Source organism: Acinetobacter sp. BD54 (assembly GCF_044778325.1).
GTDB classification, from domain to species: domain Bacteria; phylum Pseudomonadota; class Gammaproteobacteria; order Pseudomonadales; family Moraxellaceae; genus Acinetobacter; species Acinetobacter baumannii.
On the sequence record NZ_JANJEP010000001.1, the window covers coordinates 520689 to 538208 of the forward strand.

At 38.4% G+C, this 17520-nt stretch carries 16 protein-coding genes; 11 read left to right on the forward strand and 5 right to left on the reverse strand.

The features are described from left to right. The first annotated feature begins 58 nt into the window (after positions 1–58). The 6 genes from NQ782_RS02560 to NQ782_RS02585 all read left to right on the forward strand — a co-directional run bounded on the left by NQ782_RS02560 (position 59) and on the right by NQ782_RS02585 (position 6824). Positions 59–1378, forward strand: coding sequence for a carbohydrate porin (locus NQ782_RS02560; protein ID WP_001134249.1), 1320 nt, complete (start codon positions 59–61; stop codon positions 1376–1378). Positions 1379–1460: 82 nt separating this feature from the next. Next, entirely contained in the window at positions 1461–3890 is a 2430-nt protein-coding gene (locus tag NQ782_RS02565) for a glucose/quinate/shikimate family membrane-bound PQQ-dependent dehydrogenase (protein ID WP_000004243.1), read from the forward strand. A 628-nt stretch (positions 3891–4518) separates the two neighbouring features. Then, a complete protein-coding gene (locus tag NQ782_RS02570; protein ID WP_001211835.1) occupies positions 4519–4986 on the forward strand; it encodes a DUF6438 domain-containing protein in 468 nt (155 codons plus the stop codon). Between the two features lie 135 nt (positions 4987–5121). Then, positions 5122–5535, forward strand: coding sequence for a YeeE/YedE family protein (locus NQ782_RS02575; RefSeq protein ID WP_057093500.1), 414 nt, complete (start codon positions 5122–5124; stop codon positions 5533–5535). 4 nt (positions 5536–5539) lie between these two features. Then, entirely contained in the window at positions 5540–5953 is a 414-nt protein-coding gene (locus NQ782_RS02580; protein WP_000789128.1) for a DUF6691 family protein, read from the forward strand. Positions 5954–5957: 4 nt separating this feature from the next. After that, on the forward strand, positions 5958–6824 hold the full coding sequence (locus tag NQ782_RS02585) for an MBL fold metallo-hydrolase (protein WP_001187012.1): 867 nt from the start codon (positions 5958–5960) through the stop codon (positions 6822–6824). A gap of 92 nt (positions 6825–6916) precedes the next feature. Here NQ782_RS02585 and pcaU read toward each other — a convergent pair whose 3' ends face one another. Both pcaU and NQ782_RS02595 read right to left on the reverse strand, forming a co-directional pair. Beyond that, positions 6917–7729 (reverse strand): IclR family transcriptional regulator PcaU, encoded by an 813-nt coding sequence (pcaU, locus tag NQ782_RS02590; RefSeq protein WP_000030961.1) that lies wholly within the window; start codon positions 7727–7729, stop codon positions 6917–6919. A 42-nt stretch (positions 7730–7771) separates the two neighbouring features. Further along, positions 7772–8692, reverse strand: coding sequence for a LysR family transcriptional regulator (locus tag NQ782_RS02595; RefSeq protein WP_001059561.1), 921 nt, complete (start codon positions 8690–8692; stop codon positions 7772–7774). An 88-nt stretch (positions 8693–8780) separates the two neighbouring features. Between NQ782_RS02595 and NQ782_RS02600 the strand changes: the two genes are divergently transcribed. Genes NQ782_RS02600 through NQ782_RS02615 form a run of 4 tightly spaced genes read left to right on the forward strand, consistent with a single transcriptional unit; the run spans position 8781 to position 12615 of the window. Next, positions 8781–10022 carry an acyl-CoA dehydrogenase family protein gene (locus NQ782_RS02600; RefSeq protein ID WP_000462455.1) on the forward strand — a complete coding sequence of 414 codons (1242 nt, stop codon included), beginning with the start codon at positions 8781–8783 and terminating at the stop codon, positions 10020–10022. 17 nt (positions 10023–10039) lie between these two features. Further along, the gene (locus tag NQ782_RS02605; RefSeq protein WP_057093498.1) at positions 10040–11161 is read left to right on the forward strand and encodes a phosphotransferase family protein; all 1122 of its coding nucleotides are present in this window, start codon (positions 10040–10042) and stop codon (positions 11159–11161) included. Continuing rightward, positions 11158–11856, forward strand: a complete 699-nt coding sequence (locus NQ782_RS02610) for a histidine phosphatase family protein (protein ID WP_000208318.1) — start codon at positions 11158–11160, stop codon at positions 11854–11856. Before NQ782_RS02605 ends, NQ782_RS02610 begins: the two co-directional genes overlap by 4 nt. 15 nt (positions 11857–11871) lie before the next feature. Continuing rightward, positions 11872–12615 carry an SDR family oxidoreductase gene (locus tag NQ782_RS02615; RefSeq protein WP_001140447.1) on the forward strand — a complete coding sequence of 248 codons (744 nt, stop codon included), beginning with the start codon at positions 11872–11874 and terminating at the stop codon, positions 12613–12615. A 35-nt stretch (positions 12616–12650) separates the two neighbouring features. Here the strand turns inward: NQ782_RS02615 and NQ782_RS02620 are convergent, their stop codons facing one another. The 3 genes from NQ782_RS02620 to NQ782_RS02630 form a co-directional block, all read right to left on the reverse strand. After that, a complete protein-coding gene (locus NQ782_RS02620; RefSeq protein ID WP_000418548.1) occupies positions 12651–13907 on the reverse strand; it encodes an OprD family outer membrane porin in 1257 nt (418 codons plus the stop codon). A 116-nt stretch (positions 13908–14023) separates the two neighbouring features. Continuing rightward, a complete protein-coding gene (locus NQ782_RS02625) occupies positions 14024–15373 on the reverse strand; it encodes an MFS transporter (protein WP_001076619.1) in 1350 nt (449 codons plus the stop codon). 412 nt (positions 15374–15785) lie between these two features. Beyond that, positions 15786–16253, reverse strand: a complete 468-nt coding sequence (locus tag NQ782_RS02630; RefSeq protein WP_024433466.1) for a MarR family winged helix-turn-helix transcriptional regulator — start codon at positions 16251–16253, stop codon at positions 15786–15788. A gap of 149 nt (positions 16254–16402) precedes the next feature. On the opposite strand from NQ782_RS02630, the gene NQ782_RS02635 reads away from it, so the two are divergent. Then, the gene (locus NQ782_RS02635; protein WP_086231019.1) at positions 16403–17512 is read left to right on the forward strand and encodes an amidase; all 1110 of its coding nucleotides are present in this window, start codon (positions 16403–16405) and stop codon (positions 17510–17512) included. Positions 17513–17520: the final 8 nt, after the last annotated feature.

The following is a 17520-nucleotide window of genomic DNA, read 5'->3' on the forward strand; positions in this document are numbered from 1 at the left end:
AAAAAATAAAGCGCCTCAAAACAGGGGCGCATTTCAGAAAAGACAAAAGGGACTTGAAATGCCAAATGTAATGAAATTGAGTGTGCTAACAATTGCTGTATTGGGCAGCCAATTTGCACTTGCAAATGAGCCGTGGTCACAAGACCGTCAATGGTTGCTAGGCGACTGGAATGGAAAACGCCAGCAATTAGAGCAGCAGGGCTATAAATTTACGGCTTCTATTATGAGCCAAAGTGCCACAAATTTAGATGGTGGTTACAACGACAGCAATACTTTTGAAAATGCTGCACAACTTTCTTTAGGTGCAAACCTAGATTTAGAAAAAATTGCTGGTTGGAAAGATACAACAGCGAGCCTAGTCGTGACTAAACGTGACGGCAATGCATTAACTCTTGAGCGTATTAAAGACCCACGTTCTAGCCAATTGGGCAATGCCCAAGAAATTTATGGTCGCGGTAAAATCTGGCGTTTATCCCAAGCATGGGTAAAGAAAGGCTTTGTTGATAATACTGTACAGGTCAAATTTGGCCGTATGGGGATGTCAGAGGACTTTAATAGTTCTCAATGTGAATTTCAGAACTTATTGCTTTGCGGTGGACAGCTAGGAAAATCAATCGGTTCAATTTGGTATAACTCACCAGTCGGTGTTTGGGCGACAAACGTTAAATATCAGTTTGCGCCTGAGTGGACTTTAGGTGTTGGTGTGTATGAGGTCAATCCAGACAATATTAAAACCGAATCAAACAGTGATGGTTTTAATCTGGATATGAATAACGTCAAGGGCGCTACCATACCAGTTGAACTTGCATGGAAACCAAAACTTGCTGCTTTTAATGGTTTACCGGGTGAATATAAAGTAGGTGCGCTGTACTCAACCGCAGAAGCTAATGATATTAAAACTGCGGGTAAAGTGCATGACGGAAAACAAAGCTTCTGGATTAATGCACAGCAACAACTTAGCCATGCCGGCCAAGATCCGAAACGCGGTTTATATGTAAGTTTTAATGGCGTTGTAAATGATAAAGCAACGACTTTTGTTCAAAGTACACAACAACTTGCTCTTTGGTATAAGGGACCGTTTGATAGCCGTCCAAATGATTCGATTGGTTTTGGTATTGCCAATTATGTAGTTAATGATCGTGCTAAAGATAAACAGATCGCGACAAACGAAAGCCGCGGATACTATAGCTATGATTCGATTGCATCTGACTATATTCCAATTCAAGACGACGAGTTAAATGTCGAGTTGAACTATACCTATCAATGGTCTCCGGCTGTCATGTTACGTCCAAACATTCAATATATCCATCAACCTGCTGGTGTGAAAGAAGTCGATGATGCTTGGGTGGCAGGCCTGAGTGTAAAAGTTAATTTTTAATAATATTGATGGCTGGTTAGACATAGTTTAACTGGCCCAAATGCTTGAACTATTCGGGTTCAGTATATGTGGAGTAGGATCTATGTCTGAGTCAGATTCTAAGTTTCATATCTTATTCAAAATATGGTGTTTTATTTTAGGTTTAGCTTTATTGGCTACTGGTATTTTTTATATCGTGGGCGGTGGAAAGCTAGTATCTCTCGGTGGTTCTTGGTATTTCCTTATCTCAGGACTGTTTATAACCATTTCAGCAATTAGTATTTTCCGAAAAAAAGCGCTGGGCGTCTGGATTTTTGGGGCTGTTTTTGTTGGTACCGTAATTTGGTCACTCATTGATGCTGGATGGGAATTTTGGCCGTTATTCTCGCGGTTAATGTTTCCTGCTGGTCTTTTTGCTGCGTTGTTATTTACCTTACCTTCAATTCGACGCTACCAATTTCAAACTAGTTTGGCATCTTCAGCCTATGCAGTAGGTGGCTTAGTTGTTGTGGGTATGTTGATTGCGCTCTATCAAATGTTCCAACCGCATCCAACAGTAGCAAGCTCAGGTGAAAAACTACCTTTAGTGCCAGTTGACCCTGCAAAAAAACAGGTGAATTGGGAAAATTATGGTAATGATGCGGGTGGTAGTCGCTTTGTTGCTCTCGACCAAATTAACCGAGATAACGTTCATAAACTAAAAGAAGCGTGGCGCTTTAGAACAGGTGATTTTACAACGGGTAGTGGTAATGGTGCCGAAGACCAAATGACGCCACTACAAGTTGGAAATAAAGTCTTTTTATGTACGCCACATAACAACATTTTTGCCATAGATGCTGACTCGGGCAAACAGATCTGGAAAGTTGAGGTAAACTCAAAAGCCGATGCTTGGGAACGTTGCCGTGGTGTTGCATACTTCGATTCAACTAAACCACTGGTGCAACCAACTTTAGCTGGTGCAACTCCAGTCACTACTGTTGCCAACAACACAGCCTGTCCACGTCGTGTATATACCAATACGCCAGATGGCCGTTTAATTGCAGTCAATGCAGATAATGGTCAGCGCTGTGCGGACTTTGGTGTAAATGGAACGGTTGATCTACTCGAAGGCCTAGGCGGTGGGACTAAGGCTCCACGTTTTGAAGTGACTTCTGCACCGACTATTGCTGGAACAACTATTGTGGTGGGTAGCCGTATTGCCGACAATGTGGCAGCAGATATGCCGGGTGGTGTAATACGTGGTTATGACGTGATTACGGGTAAACTTCGCTGGGCATTTGACCCGCGTAATCCAGATCCTAACTATGTTCTTAAACCGGGTGAAACCTATAAACGTAGTTCGGCAAACTCTTGGGCTGCAATGTCATATGATCCACAAATGAATACAGTGTTCCTACCGATGGGTAGTTCATCTGTCGACATTTGGGGTGGTAACCGTAATCCGTTAGATCACAAATACAATACTTCTGTTTTGGCACTTGATGCGACAACGGGTAAAGAAAAGTGGGTATATCAAACTGTTCATAATGACTTATGGGACTTTGACTTACCAATGCAACCAAGTCTAGTCGACTTTCCATTAAAAGATGGTACGACTAAGCCAGCTGTTGTGATTGGAACCAAATCAGGTCAATTCTTTGTCCTTGACCGCGTAACTGGTAAACCGCTAACTAAAGTAATTGAACAGCCAGTGAAAGCGGCAAATATTCCGGGTGAGCAATACAGTTTAACTCAACCACGTTCTGTTGAAATGCCTCAAATTGGTAATCAGACTTTAACTGAGTCAGATATGTGGGGTGCGACGCCGTTTGACCAACTGATGTGTCGTATTAACTTTAAGTCAATGCGTTACGAAGGTTTATTTACCGCACCGGGTACTGATGTTTCATTAAGCTTCCCTGGTTCTTTAGGTGGCATGAACTGGGGTAGTATTGCTTTTGACCCGACACATCGTTACATGTTCGTAAACGATATGCGTCTTGGTTTATGGGTTCAACTCATTAAACAAACACCTGAAGATATTAAGATTCAGGCGAGTGGTGGCGAAAAAGTAAATACAGGTATGGGTGCTGTACCAATGAAAGGTACACCATATAAAGTGAATAAAAACCGCTTTATGTCCGCTTTAAGTATTCCTTGTCAAAAACCACCGTTTGGTACCATGACAGCAATTGACATGAAAACTCGTCAGGTTGCATGGCAAGTACCACTTGGTACAGTTGAGGACACTGGACCACTTGGTATTAAGATGGGCTTGAAAGCCCCAATTGGTATGCCAACTATTGGTGGGCCAATGGCAACTCAAGGTGGCTTAGTCTTCTTTGCTGCAACTCAAGATTATTACTTGCGTGCTTTTGATTCATCTACAGGTAAAGAGCTGTGGAAGTCACGTATGCCAGTAGGTAGTCAGGGAACTCCAATTAGCTATGTTTCACCTAAAACAGGTAAACAGTATGTTGTGGTTACCGCGGGTGGTGCACGTCAGTCTCCGGACCATGGTGATTATGTGATCGCATATAGTTTAGAGAAATAATGAAAGAGGGCAAAAGGATAAATTCTCTTTTGCCCTTATTTTTTAATATCTTTTTTCTATTAGAGTATTTGCGTAAATTCTGTAATTTTAGTGAGATAGCTTTACCAAATAGTAAAAAAGTGCTTGAAGTTATTGCTAAACTTAAAATATTCCTATAATTGATTCATCCTGAACACTAGATATAGCCGAACTATTAAGCATTTTTTTATAATGTTTTACCTATAAATAAAATTTTAAAATTTATTAAGTTTTGTTTAACTTAAAGTTGTGAATTTTAATTAAAAATAAACATTATTGAGTTTTTAACCTTGAAAAACAGGTTTTTTTTGTTGGAAAAACGAGCGTAAATATATACTTATATTATATTTAAATAATGTATTGCATTAAGATAGAATGGTCGGCGCAGGTTATTACTACCCAGTAATAATTTGTATTTCAGGAATTTAAGCTTTAATTGGCTTAAGGCTCATCTAACGATGGGCCTTTTTTTATGTGCTTTATATTTTAATTTTCTTGATAACTAAAAATAGCCTAAGTAATAGCAAATAATACTATGAAAATGAGTCTTTAATGACAATTTGCATATGATTTGTTAGATTAATGCCACTTGATAATAATAGGTGATGTAATGAGATTTTTAGTTCTTGCAACTTTATCCGGTTTGGCTTTAATGGGTTGTGCTTCTGTTCAACAAGCACCTAATACACAAGAAACCATTCGTTATGCTTCTAGTCCATGTTTCGGCGCATGCCCAATTTACTCAGTAGAAGTAACACCTACAGGTTTAATTCGTTTTGAAGGTAAGCAATATACAAAAGCAATCGGCGTTAAAGAAATTCAAGGTAGCGTAAAAGATTATCAAAAACTTGCTGATGAACTAAAAACTTATCGCCCGCAAACAGGAACCCAATCTAAAACTGCAGGTTGTCAGCAAACTGCGACCGATATGCCTAGCTATTACATCACCTGGATTCAACCCAATGGTACAGAAACAAAATTAAGCCATTACACAGGTTGTATCTCTCCAGCAAATAATAGATTAAATAAAGTTATGGAAAAATTACCTGAACAATTAGGCATTAAAGATCTAATTTAATGATAAAAGCCCCAAAATCTTGGGGTTTTTTCTTGTTAAGAAGAATTATAAACTTAAAAGTTTTATATTAAGTATTTCTAAAAGAATCAGCGTATAATACAGATTATAAAAACATATATTGTTAAGAGTGCTTATATGTCAAGTATTGTCTATGCCTTTGTGGGTGGTTTATTACTCGGTATCGCAACAGTTGGGTATTTATATATAAATGGTCGTATAGCTGGAATTAGTGGTTTGCTTGCTCAATTCATTAGCCCATCTAGAGATATATTTAAAAGTTCTGCATTCTGGTTCATTACAGGACTCGTGATTACACCTTTCATATATGGTTATTTCTATCAGCCTGAAATCGAAATTAAAGCCAATTCATTTGTACTTATTCTGGCAGGGCTACTTGTTGGTTTTGGTACACGACTTGGATCAGGCTGTACAAGTGGGCATGGTATTTGTGGAATGAGCAGGCTATCAAAACGCTCAATAATAGCGACCGCACTTTTTATGTTTGCTGGCATGCTGACTGTTTATATCATTCGCCATGTGCTGGGGTAATCTTATGAAAAATATCTTTGCTTTTATATTTGGTGGTTTGTTTTCATTGGGGTTAATGATTTCTGGTATGTCTAACCCTGCAAAGGTTTTAGGGTTTCTAGATATTTTTGGACAATGGGATATTAGCTTAATGTTTGTGATGCTAGGTGCTATTGCTGTGGCATTTATTCCGTTTCAAAGGGCTATTAAAAAACCAAAAACGATTTTTAATGAACAAATTCAATTACCAACAAATACACAGATTGACCAAAGGTTAATTGTAGGCGCTTTTATTTTCGGTATAGGCTGGGGAATAGCAGGTATATGTCCAGCGCCCGCTTTAACTCTTATTGGATTAGGGCATTTTGAAGCACTTTATTTTATTGTCGCGATGTTAGTAGGAATGTTTATTTACCGAATTTTAAATAAAGGAAATTAAAGATATGCAACAACCTCTAGTAAAAGATTTTTTTGATGAAAATACCAATACTTTTAGCTATGTTGTTGCAGATTTAGCGACTCTTCAATGCGCTATTATTGATAGCGTGCTTGATTACGATGCCGCATCGGCCACTACAAAAACAACTAATGCTGATCTGATCGTCGATTATGTCTTGGCGCAAAATTTCAAAGTGCAATGGATTTTAGAAACCCATGTACATGCGGACCATATGACTGCGGCTCAATATTTAAAATCTAAATTAGGCGGTAAAATTGCGATTAGTCAAAAAATTTCGGTAGTACAAGAAACATTTTCGGCTATCTATAATTTTGATTTTAAGAAATTTAATGAAAATCAGCCTTTTGATTATCTATTTGAAGATTATGAACATTTCAAAATAGGGGATATAGAAGCCTATAACATTCCTACACCAGGGCATACACCTGCTTGTTTAAGCTATGTGATTGGTGATGCTGTTTTTGTCGGGGATACTTTATTTATGCCCGATTATGGTTCGGCCAGATGCGACTTTCCTAAAGGAAGTGCTGCTGAGCTTTATGATTCGGTACAAAAGCTTTATACACTTCCTGACGATATGCGTATGTTTCTATGCCATGACTATAAGCCCGAAGGTCGTGATGAATATATCTGTCAAACAGATATAAAAACTCAAAAGCAAAGCAATATCCATTTAAATCGACGAGTTTCCAAAGAATCATTCATAAAAATGCGTCAAGAAAGAGATGCTACTTTGGCAATGCCAAAATTAATTCTGCCTTCAATTCAAATTAATATGAACGGTGGAAATTTTCCGGAACCTGAAGCGAATGGCATCCGCTATTTAAAAATCCCATTTAATTACTTTTAGAAATAGCCTAAGCATACATTCTGATCATTTTATTTAACCAAATAGCCTAAGCAAAAATAAAATTAATCTTATGGAAATAGCCTAAGTAAGATTTAAAGAACTTGTCTTAAATCCCGCGCAGTCTCTTGCAATAGCGGCAAAATATGTTGAATTAAATATTCTTCTGTTGTTCTCATGGTTGGAGAAACAATGTTTAAAGCAGCAACCACTTTAAAGTCTTGTCCATAAATCGGTACGGCGAGCGCATGGACACCTAATTCGTGCTCTTCACGTGAATAACACCAATCTTGTTCTCGAATTTCTTTTAGTAACTCTAAAAATTTATCATTTTCGACATGCGTATATTTAGTTAAACGCTGAAGCGGATATTTTTGGAGCCAGTCCAATTGTTCTTCTTGGCTTAAATGTGCCAGTAAAATTTTACCCGCTGAAGTTGCATGAGCAGGTAAGCGATTACCCAAGTGCAAACCATATGGATTTACGCGGTCAGTTTGTTGGTGAGCAGCACTACGGGCAATCGTAATGGCTTCATAACCATCAAGTACCATCACCGAATAAATGAGAGAGGTTTGGTTAGTTAGAAGATTTAATAAAGGTTGAGATACTTTTGGAAGCTGAGCTGCACCTAAATAAGCTCCTGAAAATTTAAGAACTTTAGGGGTTAAATAGTAATAGTGACCATCTGACTCAAGATAACCTAAATATTCTAAAGTTAATAAATGGCGTCTTGCTGCAGCTCGGGTGAGCCCAGTTTTTTCAGCAGCCATAGAAATGTTTAAACGATGTTGATTACTACTAAAGCTATCTAAAATCGCCATGCCTTTACCAATACCAGCAATGTAATCTTCATGACGAATCGTTTTTTTGTTGTCCTGATTCTGGATTATCCGTTCATCTTTACTCATCACTGGTCCTTGTACGATAGAAGCTTAGTAGATCAATTTGCTTTACTGAAAAAGTTTAATAATTTCATGTCGCAAAAATTGATGCCTTAAATTATCCCTTAAATCTTCGTGCCAAAACATACCCATTTTAATATTGGTCATCTCAAAAGGTAGAGAATGTAACCGAATCTTAGGGCTATAAGATAAATGCTGCAAAATCATACGGGGCATGGTGAGTATTGCGTCGGCTTGGGCTCCCAAGACTTGTAACGCGGTTGAGTAGTTTTGACAGCGCATAAATACATTTCTTGAAATTTTTTGGTGTTGGTTTAAATAAATATCTTCAAGTAAAGCGCCCGTACGGCGTGACGAAACCCCAATGTGCCGACCACTAATATAACTAGCTAAATCGACTTCTTTAAGTTGGCTGCAAATAACGAACTCATCTGTGACCAAATGATCAAAGGTAATTTTTGGAGACAAGTATTGTTCTAGGTCAATCACGAAATCGAGCTGCTGTGTCGCCAAGTCCGCCATGATGTGTTTTCGATCTAGCTTCATACTGACAAACTGCAAATCTAAATTAAGATTTTGAAAATGTTGAGCCAATCTTGGAAGAATAATTGGCTCAATTTCATCATGCACGGCGATTTTTAAGCTTTTTAAACTGGTTGGGTCGAACACATGTCTCTGTTGGCTAATATTTTGAATGGTTAAAAGTGCTTGCTTAACAGTCGGATAAATCTGTTCTGCAAAAGGCGTTGCAGACATTTTATTACCTACACGTATAAATACATCATCTTCAAGTTGCTGGCGTAAACGCTGCAAAGCATGACTTGCTGCTGACTGTGTAATATTAAGACTACTTGCTGCATTTGAAATACTTTTTTGCTCATAAATCGCGATAAAAAGCGGATATAAATTGATATCAATTCGGTGAAAAAAACTTAGGTCTAGACCATGTAGGTTATGAATATTATTCATGATGCATTATTTAATAAAATCATTTCATTCATATTAAGTTTCAAGTTATGTTGATGTAAAGACTAGATAATGATGTAAAGGAAAAAGAATGTTTGAACTCTCCAAGAAAGCTCAAGATTTTGCTGAACGAACTAAAAAATTTATTTTGGAAGAAATAGAACCTGTCGAAGCAAAATTTTGGGAAGAAGTTCACGAGTTAAATCCAGATGGAAACTGGAAAAAATGGCAGTGGCCTGAGCTTTTAGAAACTTTGAAATCTAAAGCCAAACAGGCAGGCCTTTGGAATATGTTTTTACCCGATGAAAAACTCGGTGCAGGGTTAACTGTTCAAGAATATGCGCATATTGCTGAATTAACTGGTCGTAGTTTATTAGCACCAACCGTTTTTAACTGTAATGCACCAGATACGGGAAATATGGAAGTGTTATGGCGCTATGGCAGTGAACAGCAAAAACAACAATGGTTAGAGCCTTTATTGGACGGAAAAATTCGCTCTGTTTTTTGCATGACTGAACCAGATATTGCATCAAGTGATGCCACCAATATGCAAGCGACCGCACTCATTGACGGTAATGAAATTGTTTTAAATGGCAAAAAATGGTGGTCGTCTGGTTTAGGTGATCCAAATGCTAAAGTCATTATTTTTATGGCCCATACTCCAGATGAAACTAAAGACCGCCACCATCAACACTCTATGGTTTTAGTACCGATTGATACGGCGGGTGTCGAAATTCAACGTATGTTACCTGTGTTTGGTGACTACGATGCGCCACATGGACACGGTGAAGTTCACTTTAATAATGTTCGAGTGCCTATTGAAAACTTTATTGGTGGAGCGGGTCAAGGTTTTGAAATTGCACAAGGTCGTTTAGGGCCGGGGCGTATTCATCATTGTATGCGCTGTATCGGAGCTGCTGAAAAAGCATTAGAGCTTATGATTGATAGAGGTATGTCTAGAACGGCGTTTGGCAAAGAAATTTTAAAACTCGGCGGAAACCTAGAGCGTGTAGCCGATGCGCGAGTAGCCATAGATCAAGCTAGACTTTTAACCTTGTATGCTGCTTATAAAATGGATACTTTAGGAAATATGGCAGCTTTAACAGAAATATCTGCAATTAAAGTAGTCGCTCCAAGCGTATTAGAAAAAGTAGTCGACATGGCAATTCAGCTACATGGCGGTGCGGGCGTTTCAAGAGATACGCCATTAACAGGTTTCTTTGCCCAAGCACGCAGTTTACGTTTAGCTGATGGTCCAGATGAAGTACATAAAGGCATGATTGCCAAATTAGAGTTGGCCAAACGTGGTTATGGTCGTCATAAGAAAGTATAAGTTTAAAGGAAGTGAATATGTCGGTAATTGATGTAGGCGGTGAAGTACGTGATGGTGAAGAACTTGATATTGGGGCAGTTGAAAACTGGTTAAAAAACCAAGGTGTTGAGCTAGTTGGTCCAGCAGTCGTTACTCAATATACGGGTGGGGCGTCGAATTGGACTTATCGTTTAAAATATGAAAATACCGATTTAATTTTACGGCGTCCCCCAAAAGGAACAAAAGCGAAGTCAGCCCACGATATGGCCCGTGAATATATGGTGCAGAAAAATCTTGCGCCTTATTATCCAGTACTCCCTAAAATGGTGGCACTCTGTCAGGATGAAACCGTTATTGGCTGTGATTTTTATGTCATGGAACGCATTGAAGGAATTATTCCTCGTGCAAAATTACCGCCTGAGCTTGGCTTTACTGAAGAAGATGTTCATGAGCTTTGTGTAAACGTTATTGATAAGCTGATCGAGCTACATCAAGTTCCTTATGAGAACACGCCTTTAGCTGAACTAGGCAAAGGTACAGGGTATTGCCGTAGACAAGTTGAAGGTTGGGATAAGCGCTATGAGAAAGTCCGCACAATCAATGTTCCTTCATTTAAATATGTCCGAAAATGGCTAAACGATAATATCCCTCAAGATTCTACAACTTGTATTATTCACAATGATTGGCGTTTTGATAATGTGATTTTAGATCCAAAACATCCAACTGAAGTGATTGGGGTACTGGATTGGGAAATGGCGACTTTGGGTGATCCTCTAATGGATTTAGGTAGCGCTTTGGCCTATTGGGTTGAGCCCACGGATAATATGATTTTTAGATCGACACGCCGTCAGCCTACCCATTTAAAGGGAATGTTCTCTCGTAAAGAAGTCGTTGACTATTATTTGCAAAAAACTGGTCAGGAACCTCAAAACTGGACTTTTTATGAAGTGTTTGGTGTATTCCGTTTAGCCGTGATTGCTCAGCAAATCTATTATCGTTATTACCATAAACAAACCCGAAACCCTGCTTTTAAAGATTTCTGGATTGTCATTCATGCGCTACATATCAGAGCTTTAAAACTTATCGCCCAGCAAAAATTGCAAGAATCGGAATTTGCTCAGCAATCTCTACAGAAAATACAGGGTATTTTAAGAAGATGACCACAATTTATCTGGTAAGGCATGGACAGGCATCATTTGGTAAAAGTAACTATGATGAGTTGTCTGAAAATGGTGAAGCTCAAGCGACTTTATTAGGCCAATATTTTAAGAAAATATTGAAAGAACAACCTTATGTAGTTGCAGGAACTATGCAGCGCCATGAACAAACTGCACAGCTTGCACTAAAAGAATGTTTTCCAGATGCGGTAATTCATCATAATAATTTATGGAATGAGTTTAACCATCAACAGGTTTTTGCCCGTTATGAGCCGCGTTTTGAACAGCCTGAACTGTTAAAAGCCGATGTCGCAAAAGAGCATAACCCTCGCGCGTATCTTGCCAAAATCTTTGAAGGTGCGATTGAACGATGGACCGAAGGCGATTTTCATCATGAATATGATGAGTCTTGGCCGCATTTTAAAAATAGAGTCGAAACGGCGCTACAGCAACTTTGTGATGAGTTGGCAAAAACCAAACCTCGTTATGCAGTCGTTTTTACCTCGGGTGGTGTGATTTCGGTAGCAATTGGCAAGCTGCTTGAACTGAGCCCTAATCGAACTTTTGCTTTGAATTGGGCAATTACCAATACAAGCCTCACGACTTTACGTTTAGTTGGAAATGAAGCTCAGGTTTTAAGTTTAAATGAACACCATTTTATAAAAGCTGAGCGTCCAGATTTACTGACATGGATTTAAAATAAGGATAAAAGCATGGCGAAGACAATTTTAATTACAGGTGCAAGTTCTGGTTTAGGCGCAGGTATGGCGCATGAATTTGCAGCAAAAGGTTATAACTTGGCGATTTGTGCACGCCGTTTAGACAGATTGGAAGATTTAAAAACGGAACTTGAGAATCAGTACGGTATTAAAGTCATTGCGAAAAGTCTGGACGTTACCAATTACGATCAGGTTTTTGAAGTTTTTCGTGCCTTTAAACAAGAATTTGGCTATTTAGACCGAATTATTGTAAATGCCGGAGTCGGAAATGGTCGCCGTATTGGTAAAGGTAATTTTGAAATTAACAGAGCCACGGCCGAAACAAACTTTATCTCTGCTTTAGCACAGTGTGAGGCAGCGATTGAAATTTTTAGAGCGCAAAATGCAGGTCATTTGGTGGTCATGTCGTCTATGAGTGCGATGCGCGGATTACCAAAACATTTATCGACCTATGCGGCGAGTAAAGCTGCAGTTGCTCACTTGGCCGAGGGTATTCGCGCTGAATTACTAGATACTCCAATTAAAGTCTCAACCATTTTCCCAGGTTACATCCGAACTGAAATGAATGAAGGTGCTAAACATCTACCTTTTGAAGTCGATGCCAAAACAGGGTGTAAAGCTTTAGTCAAAGCGATCGAAAAACAACCTGTGAAAGCGTATGTACCGCAGTGGCCGTGGTTACCAATGAGTATTGCCATGAAGGTTTTACCTTTGAGATTGGTTAATAAATTAGGATAAAAATTACCCCCTAAATTTTAGGGGGTAATTTTTATTTAGAATTTTTTGGTGTAATTGACGAATAAACGGTCTTCGCCAAAGTCATTGCCGTGTTTAACGTTGTAGTCAATACGAATATATTGCAGGGCAAAGCCTTTTAAGAGCGGCTGCTGAAATGCATAGTTTAAAATCACATTAGACTCAGTTTCGTGGTTTTTCTCACCATTAGCTGCTTTAAAGTCATGACCATAAACATATTTCACCATTGCGTTTAAGCCGGGAATGTAATCTTTAAAGTCATAGCCATACATGACATGGTAAGACTTTTCATCTTCTTTAAAGAAACCTGTAGCATTCCAGTTAATGAAATAGGTTTCTGGCAAGAAACCATCTGGTAGAGGGTAAGCCGACTCTCCAATAATTTGTTGGTAACCCAAACCAAAGGTATGGTTTTTTACTTTGACGGTTTCAAGTAAACCAATGTTCTGGGCATCAATATCAAAGGTATTGCCATCATCTTTCGCATTAAAATATTTAAATTTGGAAGTCAGGGCAAAAGTTGGTTGTTTCCACGTATGCTCAAGCCCTACATAGTGTTTATTGTAGAGATCTTCTAAATTACCAAAATAATATTCGCCTTTTAAAGACGGCGTAAATTGATAGCGCAGGTCAATATAATTTAAGCCATCAGATTCTTTGGTAATTCCATTTGCTGTGAACGAAAACTTTTTAAAATCTTCTTCATTTCGTGGCGAGACTTTTTCCACTCGGCCAATTTCGGCATAAAGTTGATCTGAAAGTTGTGATTTAAGATTGGTTCCCCAATACGAGGTGAGTAACTGGCGGCTAGCATCAACAGCCGTTACAGGTAAATCTAGCCAGAGTTCACCGACACTTAAAAGTGTTTTGTCATAACCTAGTTTTAAAGTCGCGCCGTATTTTAGATAATCAGATGCTTGAGATTGCGTTTCTTTATTAAAAGGCAAAACAGTATCTGCGACATGTTTGTCTGAACTCAAACGTACGGCGTATTGAACGGAAGCGTCAGCTCCAATTGTAATAGGTTTATCTGCTATGACTAGTGGAGTGTCATGCATTTTCGATTTATAAAATAAAGATGCTGCCTGAGACCAACTACCGGTATCTTTAAGGGCGTCATTATCAAAATCACGATTGATATAGGCATTTTTTAAAGTGAATTTCCACTCATCTTCAGTTTGCTGATTTGGATTTGCAGCCCAAGAACTGCTGCACATAAGTATTAAAGTGGCAACAGCTAAAGTGTGTGGTTTAAAACGGTGAAATAATTCCATAATCCATTTCCAAGATATATGCCAGTCCTCGGCATTACGTATTGTGAAATATTGGTGTGGTGTTCCCTAAATTGTTTAAAGGGAACTCCTGTTTTTATAAGTGGCTGTTGCTTCAATTAACGTAATTTTTCAAGCTTCATGCTTTCACTAAAGGATTTACAGCCTTTAAAAAGTAGAGCCAAAGCCAGTACACAGGACAAACCACCCACAATAGATAAAGAAGAACCCACCATTAATGGATTGCCAAAAACCTTATCTGTAATAATTGCCACTAATGTTGTACCAACACCTAGTCCAATTAAGTTACTTACCAAAAGGAATAGGGCAGAAAGGCGTGCTCTAAATTGGTTGGGTGCTAACATTTGCAATGCTGTTGCCGAAATCACAAGTGGGAAGGAGGCAAAGAACATTGCAGGAATGAGCAAAGTTACTGAAAGCCAGAGTTGATCTGTTTGGGTGAAAAATGCAATTGGAATAATCAGGCCAACAATACCAATCACACCCGTGAACATCGGTGCATCTTGGCGTCCTTTTTTAATAAACCAGTCGTTTAGCCAGCCTGCACAAAATACGCCTAATGTATTTGCGACTAACAGAATCGTACCGAGCATATAGCCTGTTTCAGTCGGTGCGAGTTGAAACTTACGAATATAAAATGCAGGTGTCCAGCTAGTTAGGCTATAGAGTGCCATTGCATAAAAGGTAAAACCTAAATAGTGACAAGCAAAAGTTTTTGCATGTTTCTTGATAAACTGTAGGCACTGCGTGAATTTAACTTGGTCAACTTGTCCGCTTTGGTTGAGTTGTTGTCCTTTACGTGCAGGATCTTTAACTGTCAAAATAAATAGCAAACCAATAATAATGCCGGGTAATCCCACCACTAAAAAGGCAATTTGCCATGCTTTGAGTGCACCTAATAAAGGAACTTCAATGAGTGTCACGCCTTTAAGCAGGTTAATCACATAACCGCCAACTAAAAAGGCGATACCTCCACCTAAGAAAGCACCAATTGAATAGATCCCGACCGCGCGGCCTAGTTTGTCTTTACTGAACATGTCACTAAACATTGAATAGGCCGCTGGAGATAAAGCTGCTTCACCAACGCCCACAGCCATACGGCTTAGGAATAGTTGAATAAAGTTTTTACTTAAACCGCAAGTTGCTGTTGCTAAGCTCCAGACAATAATCCCGATTGAAATCAGTTTTGGTCGAGAAAAACGGTCGGCAATATAGGCTAATGGTAAGCCCATCACAGCGTAGAATAGTGAAAAGGCAAGGCCATGTAACAAGCTAAATTGAGTATCTGAAAGTTGAAGGTCTGCTTTGATGGGTTCAATCATCAAGGCCAGAATTTGACGGTCAATAAATGAAAATATATAGGCCAACATACAAAGTATGACCACATACCATGCATATGCATTGGTTTTCTTTTGTGTCCTTTCAACAGCGATATTACTTTGGTTCATACACTTAATCCTTATGTATAAAACGCTTTAAAGAAATTGATCTCTAGCTTCTATTCATCCTCAAAATTTTTGATACGTCCCCATTTGAAATGAATAATGAAACGGCTAGAAATGATTGAATTTGGTTTGGTAAGGGGCCTTGGAGAAGGTGACTTAACACAAACGGAAATAGTAATGCTGACTAGATTATTGAATTATTATTTTCTTTTTATATGTAAAATTCCATTACTTGTTAAGTATGTTTAGATACCTAAAAAGTATGTTAAGTGAGCTATTGGGGGGATTTAATTGTTATAAGTATTTGAATTTAATAAATTTTATTATTTATATTAGATTTTTTATAGTGAGCAGCTAAAGAAAGAATAGCTTTAACTGCTCTAGAGCCAAGTTAATTTAGTGTCGATGGAAATAATTAACTTGATGGCATGAGATCAAATAATTTTTTTAACTGATGATTTAGATTATGCAGTTCTTCTTCTGAAAAAGCATTGAGGATCCCAGCTAAGGTAACCACACTAATTTGGTTAATCTGTTCAACCAGCTCAACACCTTTGGCTGTTAATTTTACCATCGAAATCCGTTCATCAGCGGTGGAAGAGTAGACTTCCACAATTCCATCTTCTACCAAACGATATACAGCCTTTGTTGCTGTTGTGAGTTTTAAAGTAGAAAGATTGGCAATGTCAGTGATACTGGCTTCCCCAAGCGCATTAGTGCTTAAAATAATTTTGCGGCGAGTATTATCAATGCCAAGTTTCTTTATAGATTTTTCAATAAGTTGTGAATATTTACCATTAACTTGGGAAATCCAGAAAAAGGGGAAGTTTTGAATACTCGACGGTTCTTTATTGGGAAGAAATTGTTCTAAATGATCAAGCATAGCTAAGCAATAACTTAGTAAAAAAAGGGTAATTCTATTATAAACAAAATTTTGCATATTTCCTTGAACACACATTAGAAAAATTACTTGACAATTCCATTAAATTTTCTGATATTTTAATTAATGGATAAAAATACATGGAAAAGTGAATGAATATTATTAGCCAAAGTGTGCAAAAAGGAAGCGGCAAACTTAAGGTGATGGTGAAGGACACTATAGATATTCAAGGTCTAAAAACCATTGCTGGCAGTAGAGCTTTATTAGAAGTTGAACCTGCGCACGATGATGCAGAGGTGGTTAAAAACATCTTAAAAGCTGATTGCGAAATTATTGGCAAGACAAATTTGCACGAATTGGCTTTTGGAATTACAGGCATTAACCACGCTTTTGGTACACCTATCAATCCTAAATATCCTGAACTTATTCCGGGTGGCTCTTCAAGTGGTTCAGCCGCAGCAGTTGCAGCTAAACAAGCTGACTTTACTTTAGGGACAGACACGGGTGGCTCTATCCGTATGCCCGCTGCGTGCTGCGGAGTTTTTGGTTTAAAACCGACTTTTTGTCGGGTAAGTCGCCAAGGCGTATACCCGCCGTCAAGTTCTTTAGATTGCGTTGGTCCTTTTGCAAATTCAGTCGAGATGATTGAAAAAGCCATGCAAATTATTGATCCAACTTTTAAGCCGGCTGAATGTACGCATACACCAAAACTTGCGGTTTTAGATGTAAGCGCAGATGAGATTATTTGGAACTGTATTTATCAAGCACTTCAAAAAGCAAATTTAGAGACCGTTTTAGAAAAGGTTGAACATTTTGAAGCAGCTTATGATGCAGGCATGCAGATTATTAACTATGAAAACTGGCAAGCTTTTGGTGAATTAACCCAAACAGGCTTAATTGGTTCTGATGTAAATAATCGTTTATTAAAAGCAGCCCACACCACTTTAGAGCAAGTAAAGCAAGCAGAAATTGTGAAAGCGCAGCTGACAAAGGAACTCGATGCTTTATTAGAAAAATATGATGCATTGGTTCTGCCTACACTTCCACAAATTCCACCAAAAGTTTCTGAAGCTGAAAATACGGTCGCTTTTTTGAACCTAACCGGTTTAGTTCGACCATTTAATTTATCAGGACATCCAGCTATTTCAGTGCCACTTGAAACCAGTGAAGGTTTGCCTGTGGGCTTACAGATCGTATCAAAGCATCAAAAAGATGAGCAATTATGTGCAATAGCTAAATTTTGTGTTGATGCAATGCAATAAATTACAAG